Source organism: Vreelandella sp. L-15, from assembly GCF_056857635.1.
The window spans coordinates 35,606-48,854 of record NZ_JBSXNN010000050.1 but is presented as its reverse complement, the minus strand read 5'-3'; the positions used below and the strand labels follow the sequence as shown (position 1 = coordinate 48,854).

At 56.9% G+C, this 13,249-nt stretch carries 10 protein-coding genes and 3 tRNA genes; 11 read left to right on the top strand and 2 right to left on the bottom strand.

Annotated elements, in window-relative coordinates; genetic code table 11:
- Window positions 1-9 precede the first annotated feature (9 nt).
- Together kdsA and eno are read left to right on the top strand one after the other, a co-directional pair.
- A complete protein-coding gene (gene kdsA / locus AC13CY_RS06655) occupies window positions 10-873 on the top strand; it encodes a 3-deoxy-8-phosphooctulonate synthase (protein WP_044628868.1) in 864 nt (287 codons plus the stop codon).
- A 68-nt stretch (window positions 874-941) separates the two neighbouring features.
- A complete protein-coding gene (eno, locus tag AC13CY_RS06650; protein WP_044628867.1) occupies window positions 942-2,231 on the top strand; it encodes a phosphopyruvate hydratase in 1,290 nt (429 codons plus the stop codon).
- A gap of 498 nt (window positions 2,232-2,729) precedes the next feature.
- On the opposite strand, the gene fdxA is transcribed toward eno, so the two are convergent.
- Both fdxA and mutS read right to left on the bottom strand, forming a co-directional pair.
- Window positions 2,730-3,053: a ferredoxin FdxA gene (gene fdxA, locus AC13CY_RS06645; protein ID WP_044628866.1), complete on the bottom strand. Its 324-nt coding sequence runs from the start codon at window positions 3,051-3,053 to the stop codon at window positions 2,730-2,732.
- Between the two features lie 183 nt (window positions 3,054-3,236).
- Window positions 3,237-5,804: a DNA mismatch repair protein MutS gene (gene mutS, locus AC13CY_RS06640; protein ID WP_089675712.1), complete on the bottom strand. Its 2,568-nt coding sequence runs from the start codon at window positions 5,802-5,804 to the stop codon at window positions 3,237-3,239.
- A gap of 121 nt (window positions 5,805-5,925) precedes the next feature.
- Between mutS and AC13CY_RS06635 the strand changes: the two genes are divergently transcribed.
- The 9 genes from AC13CY_RS06635 (at window position 5,926) to AC13CY_RS06595 (ending at window position 13,142) form a co-directional block, all read left to right on the top strand.
- A complete protein-coding gene (locus tag AC13CY_RS06635) occupies window positions 5,926-6,450 on the top strand; it encodes a CinA family protein (protein ID WP_044628864.1) in 525 nt (174 codons plus the stop codon).
- Between the two features lie 89 nt (window positions 6,451-6,539).
- Window positions 6,540-7,601 carry a recombinase RecA gene (gene recA / locus AC13CY_RS06630; RefSeq protein WP_089675711.1) on the top strand — a complete coding sequence of 354 codons (1,062 nt, stop codon included), beginning with the start codon at window positions 6,540-6,542 and terminating at the stop codon, window positions 7,599-7,601.
- A gap of 38 nt (window positions 7,602-7,639) precedes the next feature.
- The gene (locus AC13CY_RS06625; RefSeq protein ID WP_044630005.1) at window positions 7,640-8,101 is read left to right on the top strand and encodes a regulatory protein RecX; all 462 of its coding nucleotides are present in this window, start codon (window positions 7,640-7,642) and stop codon (window positions 8,099-8,101) included.
- A 224-nt stretch (window positions 8,102-8,325) separates the two neighbouring features.
- Window positions 8,326-10,935: an alanine--tRNA ligase gene (gene alaS / locus AC13CY_RS06620; RefSeq protein ID WP_062361593.1), complete on the top strand. Its 2,610-nt coding sequence runs from the start codon at window positions 8,326-8,328 to the stop codon at window positions 10,933-10,935.
- A gap of 106 nt (window positions 10,936-11,041) precedes the next feature.
- Window positions 11,042-12,292: an aspartate kinase gene (locus tag AC13CY_RS06615; protein WP_044630003.1), complete on the top strand. Its 1,251-nt coding sequence runs from the start codon at window positions 11,042-11,044 to the stop codon at window positions 12,290-12,292.
- Window positions 12,293-12,484: 192 nt separating this feature from the next.
- Complete coding sequence (gene csrA / locus AC13CY_RS06610) at window positions 12,485-12,673, top strand: carbon storage regulator CsrA (RefSeq protein WP_009722197.1); 189 nt, start codon at window positions 12,485-12,487, stop codon at window positions 12,671-12,673.
- Window positions 12,674-12,797: 124 nt separating this feature from the next.
- Window positions 12,798-12,890: transfer RNA gene (locus tag AC13CY_RS06605), tRNA-Ser, on the top strand.
- Between the two features lie 30 nt (window positions 12,891-12,920).
- Window positions 12,921-12,997: transfer RNA gene (locus AC13CY_RS06600), tRNA-Arg, on the top strand.
- Between the two features lie 68 nt (window positions 12,998-13,065).
- Window positions 13,066-13,142 (top strand) — tRNA-Arg (locus AC13CY_RS06595).
- The last annotated feature ends 107 nt before the right edge of the window (window positions 13,143-13,249 follow it).

Genomic DNA, 13,249 nt, shown 5'->3' with positions numbered 1-13,249 from the left:
GGGGGAAGCATGTCTTCTCAGTCCCAATTCCCAGAGCATCACATCAACGTTGCCGGCTTGACCGCCGGCAATTCTTTGCCACTCATGCTGCTTGGCGGCATGAACGTGCTGGAGTCGGCGGAGCTGGCCGATGAAGTGGCGCAGGCCTACGTGAATGTGACGCAAAAGCTGGGTATGCCTTATGTGTTCAAGGCCAGTTTCGACAAAGCGAATCGCAGCTCGATCCACTCCTACCGGGGGCCTGGGCTGGAAAAAGGCCTGCAAATCCTGGCCGATATCAAGGCGCGCTATAACGTGCCCATCATTACCGATGTGCACGAGCCCTGGCAGGCAGCGCCTGCTGCTGAAGTCGCCGATATCATCCAGCTGCCGGCCTTTTTGGCGCGCCAGACCGATCTCGTGGTGGCGATGGCGAAAACCGGTGCGGCGATCAATATCAAAAAGCCGCAGTTTTTGGCCCCGCACGAAATGCGCCATATCCTTAACAAGTTTCAGGAAGCGGGCAATGACCGCCTGATGCTGTGCGAGCGCGGCACCAGCTTTGGCTACAACAACCTGGTGGTGGACATGCTGGGCTTTGGCGATATGAAGCAGACCGGTTACCCGGTGTTCTTCGATGTCACCCATGCTCTGCAGCGCCCCGGTGGCCGGGCGGATAGCGCCGATGGCCGCCGTGCCCAAGTGGCAGAGCTTGCTCGTGCGGGCGTGGCGGTTGGTTTGGCCGGGCTGTTTTTAGAAGCTCATCCAGACCCCGATAATGCCAAGTGCGACGGCCCCTGTGCGCTGCCGCTGGATCAATTAGAGCCATTCTTAACGCAGCTGTCGCAGTTAGACGCTCTGGTAAAAGGCTTCGATCCCTTAACCATCCGTTAATCGCGGCGTTAATCCGTGGTATACATTGGATCTCTCATCTATTAGACCGACAACCAAAGGACACTGTCATGACCAAAATTGTTGAAATCAGTGCGCTGGAAGTGCTCGATTCGCGCGGTAACCCGACCGTTCAAGCCACCGTACGTTTGGAAAGCGGTGCCGTAGGCGTTGCCTGTGCCCCCAGCGGTGCCTCCACGGGTTCCCGCGAAGCACTCGAACTGCGTGATGGCGACAAGGCGCGCTACCTCGGTAAAGGCGTTTTAAAAGCCGTCGAGGCCGTGAATGGCAAGATTCGTGATGCGTTGTTGGGAATGGATGCGCGGGACCAGCGCGGTTTGGACAATGCCATGCTGGAGTTGGATGGCACGGATAACAAGGCGACTCTGGGAGCCAATGCGATTCTGGCGGTGTCGCTCGCGGCAGCCAAGGCGGCGGCCAATGCCAAAGGCGTGCCACTGTATGCCCATATCGCCGAGCTTTACGGTCAGCCAGGCCAGTACAGCATGCCGGTACCGATGATGAACATCCTCAACGGCGGTGAGCACGCCGACAATAACGTGGATATTCAGGAGTTCATGGTGCAGCCGGTGGGCGCCCCCAACTTCCGTGAAGGTCTGCGTATGGGCGCGGAGATTTTCCACGCACTGAAAAAAGTGCTCTCTGCCAAGGGGCTGTCTACCTCGGTAGGGGATGAGGGTGGCTTTGCGCCCAACCTGACATCCAACGCCGAGGCACTGGCCGTCATCAAGCAGGCGGTGGCCGATGCCGGTTATACCCTGGGCAGCGATGTCACTCTGGCGCTGGACTGTGCTGCCTCCGAATTCTACAAGGAAGGTCAGTACGACCTGGCCGGAGAAGGCAAGCGTTACGACTCCGAAGGGTTTGCCGACTACCTGGCGGGCCTGTGTGCCGACTACCCCATCGTGTCTATCGAAGACGGCATGGACGAGTCCGACTGGGCCGGTTGGAAAGCCTTGACCGACAAGCTGGGCGACAAGGTGCAGCTGGTGGGGGACGACCTATTCGTCACCAATACCAAAATCCTTAAGCGTGGCATTGACGAGCAGATCGGTAACTCGATTCTGATCAAGTTCAACCAGATTGGCTCGCTCTCCGAAACCCTCGACGCGATTAAAATGGCCCAAGATGCGGGCTTTACGGCGGTCATCTCCCACCGTAGTGGTGAAACGGAAGATACCACTATTGCCGATTTGGCCGTAGGCACCTGTGCGGGACAAATCAAGACCGGATCGCTGTGTCGTTCTGACCGTGTCGCGAAGTACAACCGCCTGCTGGTGATCGAAGCCGAGCTAGGGGATGTGAGCTACCCCGGTTTGAAAGCCATCAAAGGCCAGTAGGTCAAAAACATAGCGTTCGCGTGTAAGGGATCTCTCAAAAATTTGTAAGAGATCTCTTACAAATGCCGACGAAATTCGCTCGAAACCTTGTAAGAAAAAGCGAGATTTTTCACTAATTCAACTTTAAGTGATTGTCTTAGTTGGGTTTTATGAAAGAAAGGCGGGTCCCTTGGGCTCGCCTTTTGCGTATTGGGTCCGATTGAGAAGTTGCGCTGTTCTGCCACAATGCATTCAGGACAAGGGGAGGCAAGGATGCTTCAGGCAGGATGCAACGGGATGCAAGCAGGTGCGCCGGGTGATACAGAGACGTGAGTCCTGGCAAGGAAGTCACCTGAGGAGGTTGACACAGGGAGTGGTCAGAGGAAGTGCTTGGAGCGGGCGGCCTACGGGCCGCCTTTTTTTGTGTAGGCCATTCACGCAATCATGGACGCCTTCCATCCGACTACAAAAAAACCAGCGTAAACGCTGGTTTTTTTGGGATGTGCTAACACTCTGCGCTTAACGCTCGAGTTTTTCCAGCTTACCCGTTTTGCCATCCCACTCTTCTGCATCGGGCAGAGGGTCTTTCTTCTCGGCAATATTGGGCCACACTTCGGCCAACTCCGCGTTGATCTCGATAAACTGCTCTTGGCCATCTGGCAGCTCATCCTCCGAGAATATTGCCTCAGCAGGGCACTCTGGCTCACACAGCGCGCAGTCGATGCACTCGTCCGGGTGAATAACTAGGAAATTGGGGCCTTCGTAGAAACAGTCGACTGGGCAAACTTCCACACAGTCGGTGTATTTGCATTGGATGCAGTTCTCGGTAACGACAAACGTCATCTTGCTATCCCTCTTGCGAGACCGAGAAGCCTCCCGGTCGTGGTCAATCGTGAATGGTTATAAATCTGCGGTTTTTTATAAGGTAAAAAGGTATGGGCGACATTCTAGTGGTGCCCATACCCGGCGGCAAGCGCTCGCGCTCATCTGTTTGATGCGATTACTGACGCTCATTATATCCATTGTCTATAGCAACTCTCGCCACTGATACAACAAGGTCAGCGCTTCGCGAGGCGACAAGTCGTCGATATCCGCCTTGCCGAGCGCTTCTACCACCGGGTGCGGGGCGCTGGCGAACAGGTCGTTTTGCTGCGGTATCGCAGGGCTCGCTGAGGGCCGCTGCTGCTCGTCGACATCCCGCTGTTCGAGCATCATCAGCTTTTCCCGAGCGCGACGAATTACCGGAGCCGGGACCCCGGCGAGTTGGGCGACCTGTAAGCCATAACTCTGGCTGGCGGGGCCTGCCTCGATACGGTGCATGAACACGATACCATCGCCGTGCTCCGTTGCCGTCAAATGAATATTGGCGATGCCCTCCGCCTGCTCAGGCAGTGCCGTCATTTCAAAATAGTGCGTGGCAAACAGCGTGAGCGCCCGAGCGTTAGCGAGATGCTCGGCGCTTGCCCAGGCCAAGGAAAGCCCATCGAAGGTGCTAGTGCCACGGCCAATCTCATCCATTAACACCAAGCTGTGTTCGGTGGCATTGTGCAAAATATTGGCGGTTTCAGTCATTTCTACCATGAAGGTAGAGCGCCCGCCCGCTAGATCATCTGACGATCCGATCCGGGTAAAGATACGGTCAACCGGGCCGATTTCGGCGGCATCGGCGGGTACGAAGCTGCCGCTATGGGCCAGCAGGGCGATCAGGGCGGTTTGGCGCATGTAGGTCGATTTACCGCCCATGTTGGGGCCGGTGATGATCAGCATGTGCTGCTTGGGCGTTAGCATAACATCGTTAGGCACGAACGGCGTGTCGCTCACCTGTTCGACCACCGGGTGCCGTCCGGCGGTAATGGTAATGCCGGTCGCGTCCACTAGCTGCGGGCGTACCCAGTTAAGAGCGTCGGCACGCTCGGCAAAAGCACACAGTACATCCAGCTCAGCCAGCGCGCGTGAGGTGTTTTGTAGCTCGTGCAGTTGGGCGTTGAGCTCGGCTAGCAACTGATCGTAGAGCCATTTTTCCCGCGTCAGCGCCCGCGACTTGGCGGAAAGCGCTTTGTCCTCAAACTCCTTCAGCTCTGGGATAATAAAGCGCTCGGCGTTTTTCAGCGTTTGACGACGGATATAGTCAGCTGGCGCATGCTGCGCCTGGGCGCGGGGCAGCTCAATAAAGTAGCCGTGTACGCGGTTATAGCCGACTTTTAGGTTGGCAAGTCCCGTGCGTTCGCGCTCTCTCAGTTCTAACTGAACGAGATAGTCGCCTGCGTTTTCGGCCATGCCGCGATGCTCATCTAGCTCGGCATCGAAGCCGTCGGCAATTACGCCGCCATCCCGAATGACTACGGGCGGGTTGTCGACCAGCGCTCGCGCTAGCGTATCGGCCAGCTCGGGGTAGGGGCGAATGTGCGGCTTGAGGCTATCCAGGGTGCTGCCGCTGTCGATATCGGTCAGCAGCGCTTCCAGCGTGGGCAGCGTGGCGAGCGCATCTCTCAGTCGCGCGAGATCGCGTGGGCGTGCGCTGTAAAGAGCGACGCGGGCGAGTATGCGTTCCACGTCCCCCACGTCGCTCAGCGTATCCCGCAGACTCATATAGTTGGCATCAATAGAGAGTAGGGCCACGCCGGCTTGGCGGCCCTCGACGATCTCCCGCTGGCGTAGCGGGCGATTCAGCCAGCGCTTTAAAAGCCGCGAACCCATGGCCGTGGTGCAGGTATCAAGCACGCTGGCCAGGGTGTTATCGCCGGTGCCGCCGAGGTTGATGTCGATTTCCAGATTGCGGCGGCTGGCGGCGTCGATCACCACGGCATCGTCGCGGTTCTCTACGCTGATGGCGGTCACGTGGGGCAGGCGCGAGCGCTGGGTATCGCGCGCGTAGTCGATCAAGACACCGGCCGCGATCAGCGCCGTGGAGAGATGCGCGCAGCCAAAGCCACGCAGGTCGCTAACTTCAAATTGGTCGCACAGGCTGCGGGTGGCGCTTTCCAGATCGAATAGCCACTCCCCCTGGCGGCGTAGGCTGCGCTTTTGCGACCACGCATCGGGCAGGGTCAGGCTCTCCGGCACCAGCAGCTCCGCAGGGGAGAGGCGGGTCAACTCGGCGAGCATTTCCGCTTCGCTCTCGACTTCCAGTACGTTAAAACGACCGCTGGAGAGCTCCAGCCATGCCAGTCCCCAGCCAGCTTTTCCGGGGGCAACGGCCACCAGAACGTTATCTCGCCGAGCATCTAGCAGGGCTTCATCGTGCAGTGTGCCGGGGGTGACGATGCGCACCACCTGACGCTCCACCGGGCCTTTACTAGTGGCTGGGTCGCCGATTTGCTCGCAAATCGCCACCGACTCACCGCCTGCTACTAAGCGGGCTAAATAACCTTCCGCGCTATGGTAGGGCACCCCGGCCATGGGGATGGGTTTACCCCCCGACTGGCCGCGCTGGGTCAGGGTGATATCCAGCAGCGCAGCGGCGCGTTTAGCGTCATCGAAAAACAGCTCGTAAAAATCCCCCATGCGGTAAAACAGCAGTACCTCGGGGTGCTCGCGCTTGATGTTAAGGTATTGCGCCATCATTGGCGTATGGGCGGGGCTGGCCTGTGACATGGGCGTCCTGATTGAGCGTGGCGCAAGCGGTTGGCCTGCGGCATGTTCGTTGAGCAATTTCATTGAGAAAGCTAAACGCAGTATTCTACGCTACCCTAAGGTCTTACATGAAGGAGTCACCATGCCCCCCAGCGTTTCTAGCCTCAAGAACCTCGATTTATCGCTGCTTGCCCAGCGGCTGGGGCGGCTTTGCCTTCAGCTTGGCGTTGAAGTGACCGCCGCAGAGTCTTGCACCGGAGGAGGCATTGCCAGTGCGATTACCTCGGCGGCAGGCAGTTCGGCGTACTTTACAGCGGGCTATGTGACCTACTCAAACGCCGCGAAAACCCGCCTGCTGGGTGTGGAGCCTGCCACGCTTGAAGCCCATGGAGCCGTTAGCGAGGCCGTGGTGAAGGCGATGGTGGCGGGAGCCTGCCGTGAAAGCGGGGCTGATTTAGCCGTTGCGGTGAGCGGTGTGGCCGGCCCGGAGGGCGGCAGCGACGAAAAACCGGTAGGTACCGTATGGATTGCCTGGGGCAGTGCTGGACAGCAGCAGGCAGAGTGCTTCCACTTCCCCGGCGACCGCCAAGCGGTGCGGGAGCAGGCGGTGCGCGAAGCGCTGGCGGGTTTAGTGTCGAGGCTGAGCGCTCAGGCGCAGAAGAAATAATCGTTAAAGTTGCCGCTGAGGATTTGTTTAGCCGCTAATCTTTGGCATACTACTGGCTAATTATACAGCTTGTTATGAGGAATTTCCGCATGGCTCAGGAAGACAACCGCACAAAAGCGCTTAATGCTGCACTCAGCCAGATTGATCGCCAGTTTGGTAAAGGGACCGTTATGCGCCTTGGCGATGCGCCACGCGTCGTGATGCCGTCTGTCTCCACCGGTTCGCTGGGGCTGGATATTGCACTCGGCATTGGTGGTTTACCGTTTGGTCGTGTCGTCGAAATCTTTGGCCCAGAGTCATCGGGTAAAACTACCCTGACGCTTTCGGTCATTGCCCAAGCGCAAAAGCAGGGCAAAGTGTGTGCCTTCGTTGATGCCGAGCACGCGCTCGACCCCAGCTACGCTGAGAAGCTGGGCGTCAACCTGGACGACCTGCTGGTTTCCCAGCCGGACACCGGTGAACAAGCGCTGGAAATCACCGATATGCTGGTCCGCTCGGGCGGCGTGGATGTGATTATCATCGACTCCGTGGCTGCGCTGACTCCGCGTGCGGAAATCGAAGGCGAAATGGGCGACTCCCACGTGGGCCTGCAGGCGCGCTTGATGTCCCAGGCGCTGCGTAAAATCACCGGTAACATCAAAAACGCCAACTGCTTGGTGATCTTCATCAACCAGATTCGTATGAAGATTGGCGTGATGTTCGGTAGCCCCGAGACCACGACCGGAGGTAACGCGCTGAAGTTCTACTCCAGCGTGCGCTTGGATATTCGCCGCACCGGTTCGGTGAAGTCGGGCGACGAAGTCACCGGTAACGAAACCCGCGTGAAAGTAGTGAAGAACAAGGTGGCACCGCCGTTCCGGCAAGCTGAGTTCCAGATCCTTTACGGCAAAGGTATCTACCACGCGGGTGAGGTTATCGATCTTGGCGTGCAGTGCAGCCTAGTAGACAAAGCAGGCGCTTGGTACAGCTATAAAGGCAACAAGATCGGCCAGGGTAAAGCCAATGCGGCGCAGTACCTGGAAGAGCATCCTGAAATCATGAACGAGATTGAAACTCAGATTCGTGATCAGCTACTGGCCAAGGCGGAGCCGAAGAAGGAAGAAGCGTCTGCCGCTGATGTGGCTACAGATAGCGATGATGATCTGCTTTAAGCCGCTACCTCCATTGCATGTGCTAAGAGGGAAACTCGATGTTTTCCTCTAATGTGGATGCTTCTGCACGTGAAGTAGCGATTCAACTACTGGCTCGGCGCGAGTATTCTCGCGCCGAGCTGGCGCGTAAGTTACAGCAAAAAACTTTTGATGCCGATGAAATCTCTGCTTGCCTAGACGCCTTGGCCGAGCAGTCGCTGCAGTCCGATGCACGCTTTGCCGAGAGCTTTATACGCTCGCGTATTTCCAGAGGGCAGGGCCTAATTCGCATTAAAGGCGAGCTTCGCCAACGCGGGGTTGACCAGGAAACTCAGGCCGCCGCGTTGGCAGCAGTAGAAGAGCGTGAAGCGGTAGACTGGTTTGAGCTTGCTCGAGAAACGCTGGAAAGGCGTTTTTCCACTCCGGGTGATTCCCCCAAAGAGCGTGCCAAGCGCGAGCGTTTTTTAGCAGCGCGTGGGTTTGATTTTGAACAAATTCGCTATGCTCTTTCCTGTTTGTAGCCCCGCTCAGGGCTGTCTATAACCCCGCTCAGGGCTGTTACTGCCCTAGCTTACAGCGGCTTTCTTCCTGTTTGTTTCTTCTCTGTTTGGGCCGTCTGTTTTGGTTTTGCCACTAACTGCGGCTTTAGTCGTTTGACAACTGCGTTATAATGGTCCCTTTGCGACCCCAGCGGGTGGCGGCGACAGCGCCCTGGGGCATCACGCTTTCTTGTTACGGATACCCTATGAAAAGCGCAGAGATCAGACAGGCCTTTTTAACGTTTTTTGAAGAGCACGGCCACACGGCTGTTCCGTCTAGCTCGCTGGTGCCGGGCAACGACCCGACGCTGCTGTTCACTAATGCGGGCATGGTGCCTTTCAAAGATGTGTTTTTGGGTCGTGACCCTCGCCCCTACGTGCGTGCCACTTCTGCTCAGCGCTGTGTGCGTGCCGGCGGCAAACATAATGACTTAGATAATGTTGGCTACACCGCTCGCCACCACACCTTCTTCGAAATGCTGGGCAACTTCAGCTTTGGCGACTATTTCAAGCGTGACGCCATCCGCTTTGCCTGGACATTTTTGACCGAAACCCTGGGGTTACCCAAAGAGAAGCTCTGGGTCACCGTACATATCAGCGACGACGAAGCCGAGCGCATCTGGAAAGATGAGATCGGTATCGACCCCGAGCGTTTCTCCAAGCTGGACGAGGACAACTTCTGGCAAATGGGCGACACCGGCCCTTGCGGCCCCAGTTCTGAGATCTTTTTCGATCACGGCCCGGAAGTGTGGGGTGGCCCGCCCGGAAGCCCTGAAGAGGATGGCGACCGCTACATCGAGATCTGGAACCTCGTCTTCATGCAGTTCGAGCGCGATGCCCAAGGCACCCTCAATCCGCTGCCTAAGCCCTCTATCGATACCGGTATGGGCCTGGAGCGTGTGGCGGCTGTCATGCAGGGTGTGCACTCCAACTACGAAATCGATCTGTTCCAGAATTTGCTCAAGGCGGCAGCAGACGCCACGGGACATAGCGATACCACCGCGCCCTCGCTACGCGTCATTGCTGACCACATTCGCTCCTGCGCTTTCTTGATTGCCGACGGCGTACTGCCCTCCAATGAAGGCCGCGGCTACGTGCTGCGCCGGATTATTCGTCGCGCCATTCGCCACGGCCACAAGCTGGGCGCGTCTGAGCCGTTCTTCCACAAGCTGGTTAGCGCGCTGGACGCCGAGATGGGCGATGCCTACCCCGAGCTGCGCGATGCCAGCGAGCAGATCGCCCGCGTACTGCTGAAAGAGGAAGAGCAGTTTGCGCGGACGCTGGATCACGGTATGGGCTTGCTGAACGCGGCGCTCGAAGAGCTGCAAGGTGATGTGCTGCCCGGCGAAACCGTGTTCAAACTCTACGACACCTACGGCTTCCCGTTCGATTTGACTGCTGACGTGTGCCGAGAACGTGAAGTGACACTGGATGAAGCCGGTTTCCAGCGTGAACTCGAAGCTCAACGCGAACGCGCTCGTGCCGCCAGCCAGTTTGGCGCGGATTACACGGCCTCTATCGAACTGGACGGCGAAACCCAGTTTACCGGCTACGAGCGGCTGGAAGACCAGGCCACCGTGACCGCCATAGTGGACAGCGAAGGCAACGCGCTGGCGGCCTTGGAAGCCGGTCAAAAAGGCACCGTAGTGCTCGATCGTACTCCGTTCTATGGGGAGTCCGGCGGCCAGGTGGGCGATACTGGCTACTTGCACGTCGATGGTGGTCGTTTTCAGGTGAACGATACTCAGAAACAGAGTGGCCACCACCTTCACCAGGGGGTAATGGTCGAAGGGAGTCTGAGTGTCGGCGCCAACGTACGCGGTGAAGTGGACGCCAGCCTGCGCAGCGCGACCATTCGTAACCACTCCGCGACCCACCTGCTGCACAAAGCACTGCGTATGGTGCTGGGCGATCACGTTCAGCAGAAGGGCTCGTTGGTCAACGCAGAGCGTCTGCGTTTTGACTTTAGTCACTTCGAACCGATGACCGCAGAGCAGCTTGCTGAGGTCGAGCGCATCGTCAACGAGCAAATCTTGGCCAACGCGCCGACCAAAATCGAGCAGATGAGCCTCGCCGATGCCAAGGCCAAAGGCGCGGCAGCACTGTTCGAAGCCAAATACGCTGATAACGTGCGCGTATTGACCATCGGTGCCGATGACTTCTCCATCGAGCTTTGCGGCGGTACCCACGTCAAGCGCAGTGGCGACATTGGCTGCTGCCACGTGGTCAGCGAAGTAGGTATTGCCTCGGGTGTGCGTCGCATTGAAGCGATCACCGGCGAAAACGCACTGGCGTATTTCCGTGAGCAAGAAGCCCGTGTTCAGCGGATTAGCGAACGCTTAAAAACCAAGCCAGAGCAAGTGGAAGCGCGTGTCGAATCGCTGGTGGAGCGCAACCGCAGCCTGGAAAAAGAGCTTGAGCAGCTCAAAGCGAAGCTGGCGAGCGCGGCGGGTAGCGATATGCTCAGCCAAGTGCAGGAAGTGGGCGGCGTGAAGCTGCTGGTAACTGAGTTGGATGGCGTGTCTGGTAAAGATCTGCGCGGCGTATTGGATCAGCTGAAAAACAAGCTAGGCTCTGGCGTGATTATGCTAGCCACTGCTGACAAGGCCGCTGGTAAAGTCAGCCTGATTGCTGGGGTCACTTCTGATTTAACTGGCCGTGTTAAAGCGGGCGAGCTGGTTAATCATGTGGCCTCCCAAGTGGGTGGCAAAGGGGGTGGGCGCCCTGATATGGCTCAAGCAGGCGGCAGTCAGCCAGAGGCGCTGCCGGACGCGTTGAACAGTGTCCCGGCTTGGTTGGAAAACACACTTCGCTAAATAGAGAGGCCGGTGGCATTATTTGCTACCGGCCTTTTTGCTAGTTAGGAAAGTTGGCAACAATAATATTCACCCTCCATTCCCGAACGTAAAGGAAAAACGGCATATGGCACTATACGTACAGAAGTTCGGCGGCACCTCGGTGGGCTCTGTCGACCGTATCAAGGCCGTGGCGGAAAAAGTTAAAGGCTTTCGCGACCAGGGCCATCAGGTAGTGGTTGTTGTCTCCGCGATGAGTGGCGAGACCAACCGCCTGACCGAAATGGCCCATGCTCTGAACGAGGATCCCGCCCCGCGTGAAATGGATATGTTGCTCTCAACAGGGGAGCAGGTGACCATTTCCCTACTGGCCATGGCGCTACAGCAAATTGGCGTGTCGGCGACCTCGCACACGGGTGCCCAGGTAGGAATTCATACCGACAGCGCCTACACCAAGGCGCGTATTCAGCGTATTGAAACTGACGATCTCAAATCTGACCTGGATGCAGGGAAGGTCGTGGTGGTCGCTGGTTTCCAAGGCGTAGACGAAGACGGCAATATCACCACGCTGGGGCGTGGCGGCTCTGATACCACCGGCGTGGCGCTTGCTGCCGCCTTGGGGGCTGATGAGTGCCAAATCTATACCGACGTAGACGGTGTTTACACCACGGACCCCCGTGTATGTTCCAAAGCGCAGCGCCTTGAAAGCATCACCGTAGAAGAAATGCTCGAACTCGCTAGTTTGGGCTCCAAAGTGCTGCAAATTCGCGCTGTTGAATTCGCCGGTAAATACAACGTGCCGCTGCGGGTACTGTCTAGCTTTGAAGACGGCCCTGGCACCCTGATTGTTGCAGATTCAGACCAAGACGAGGATTCTATGGAAGAACCGCTAATCTCCGGTATCGCGTTTACCAAGAACGAAGCCAAACTCACCCTGCTGAATACGCCGGATGTACCTGGTGTGGCTTCACGTATTTTGGGGCCGATTGCCGACGCGAATATTGAAGTAGATATGATCGTCCAGAACGTTGCACCAGCTGGCGATTACACCGACTTCACCTTCACCGTGGCAAAAGGTGACTATAAAGCCACCAAAAAGCTGCTAGAAGAGACCGTTATTCCTGACCTGGGCGGCGGTGAGCTGCGCGGCGATGACAACATTGCCAAAGTGTCGCTGGTCGGCGTTGGCATGCGCTCTCATGCGGGTGTTGCCTCTAAAATGTTCCGCGTATTGGCCGATGAAAACGTTAATATCCGTATGGTCTCTACTTCAGAAATTAAAATTTCTGTCGTAATTGACGAAAAACATATGGAGCTTGCAGTTAACGCCTTACACAAAGCGTTTGGTCTCGATAAGTCCGATATCGAATCTGAATAACAATTGTGGCCTAAACCTTCTACGCTGAAGTTACTCGCTGCCGTGTGGTGGTGAGCTTTCTTTCAACGGGAGGGTAAGGTGTCATAGGGGCCAAAGCCTTTGGTGGCAGGCGTCACCATGCCGCATAATGGCATGGTGACGCCGCTGGCGGACACATCCCGTTGTATAAAACGTCTGAGAAGGAGATCAGCCATGCTCATCCTAACCCGCCGCGTTGGCGAAACGCTGATGATCGGTGATGAAATTACCGTCACAGTATTAGGTGTGAAAGGTAATCAAGTGCGCATTGGTGTGAACGCACCAAAAGATGTCGCGGTTCACCGTGAAGAGATCTATCAGCGCATTCAGCGTGAACGTAATAGTGAAAGCGAATCAGAATAAATGGCCGCCCGTGTTACGCTCATTAAAGGGCGTTTAAGCGGTGATTTTAGGCCAGCGCGAAAAAAATCGGAATAAGACTGGACACCAGTCATCAAAATCGGTAATATTCGCGCCGTGCCGTTGAGGAGAGGTGGCCGAGTGGCTGAAGGCGCTCCCCTGCTAAGGGAGTATAGGGTTTATAGCCCTATCGAGGGTTCGAATCCCTCTCTCTCCGCCAACTGCATGATGTAGCATCGTAATTTGATACGCGCCCGTAGCTCAGCTGGATAGAGTACCTGACTACGAATCAGGTGGTCGGAGGTTCGAATCCTCCCGGGCGCGCCAAGTTGCAAAGCTAAGTGCTTGATGTTACACTGATTTCATTGCTTGATGAATTAGGCAATGACTGAAAAGCGCCCGTAGCTCAGCTGGATAGAGTACCTGACTACGAATCAGGTGGTCGGAGGTTCGAATCCTCCCGGGCGCGCCAGATTTCAAAACCCGCTCTCATTAAAGAGCGGGTTTTCTGTTTTCTAGCCTGACTAACGTGGCTCGCGCGTTAGTCTTGCGATCGTGTAAAGCGCCCCCGCAACTTTG

Excerpts from the sequence above, each read along its gene's own strand:
- kdsA (WP_044628868.1), top strand. The coding sequence starts at position 10 with ATGTCTTCTCAGTCCCAATTCCCAGAGCATCACATCAACGTTGCCGGC.
- eno (WP_044628867.1), top strand. The coding sequence starts at position 942 with ATGACCAAAATTGTTGAAATCAGTGCGCTGGAAGTGCTCGATTCGCGC.
- fdxA (WP_044628866.1), bottom strand. The coding sequence starts at position 3,053 with ATGACGTTTGTCGTTACCGAGAACTGCATCCAATGCAAATACACCGAC.
- mutS (WP_089675712.1), bottom strand. The coding sequence starts at position 5,804 with ATGTCACAGGCCAGCCCCGCCCATACGCCAATGATGGCGCAATACCTT.
- AC13CY_RS06635 (WP_044628864.1), top strand. The coding sequence starts at position 5,926 with ATGCCCCCCAGCGTTTCTAGCCTCAAGAACCTCGATTTATCGCTGCTT.
- recA (WP_089675711.1), top strand. The coding sequence starts at position 6,540 with ATGGCTCAGGAAGACAACCGCACAAAAGCGCTTAATGCTGCACTCAGC.
- AC13CY_RS06625 (WP_044630005.1), top strand. The coding sequence starts at position 7,640 with ATGTTTTCCTCTAATGTGGATGCTTCTGCACGTGAAGTAGCGATTCAA.
- alaS (WP_062361593.1), top strand. The coding sequence starts at position 8,326 with ATGAAAAGCGCAGAGATCAGACAGGCCTTTTTAACGTTTTTTGAAGAG.
- AC13CY_RS06615 (WP_044630003.1), top strand. The coding sequence starts at position 11,042 with ATGGCACTATACGTACAGAAGTTCGGCGGCACCTCGGTGGGCTCTGTC.
- csrA (WP_009722197.1), top strand. The coding sequence starts at position 12,485 with ATGCTCATCCTAACCCGCCGCGTTGGCGAAACGCTGATGATCGGTGAT.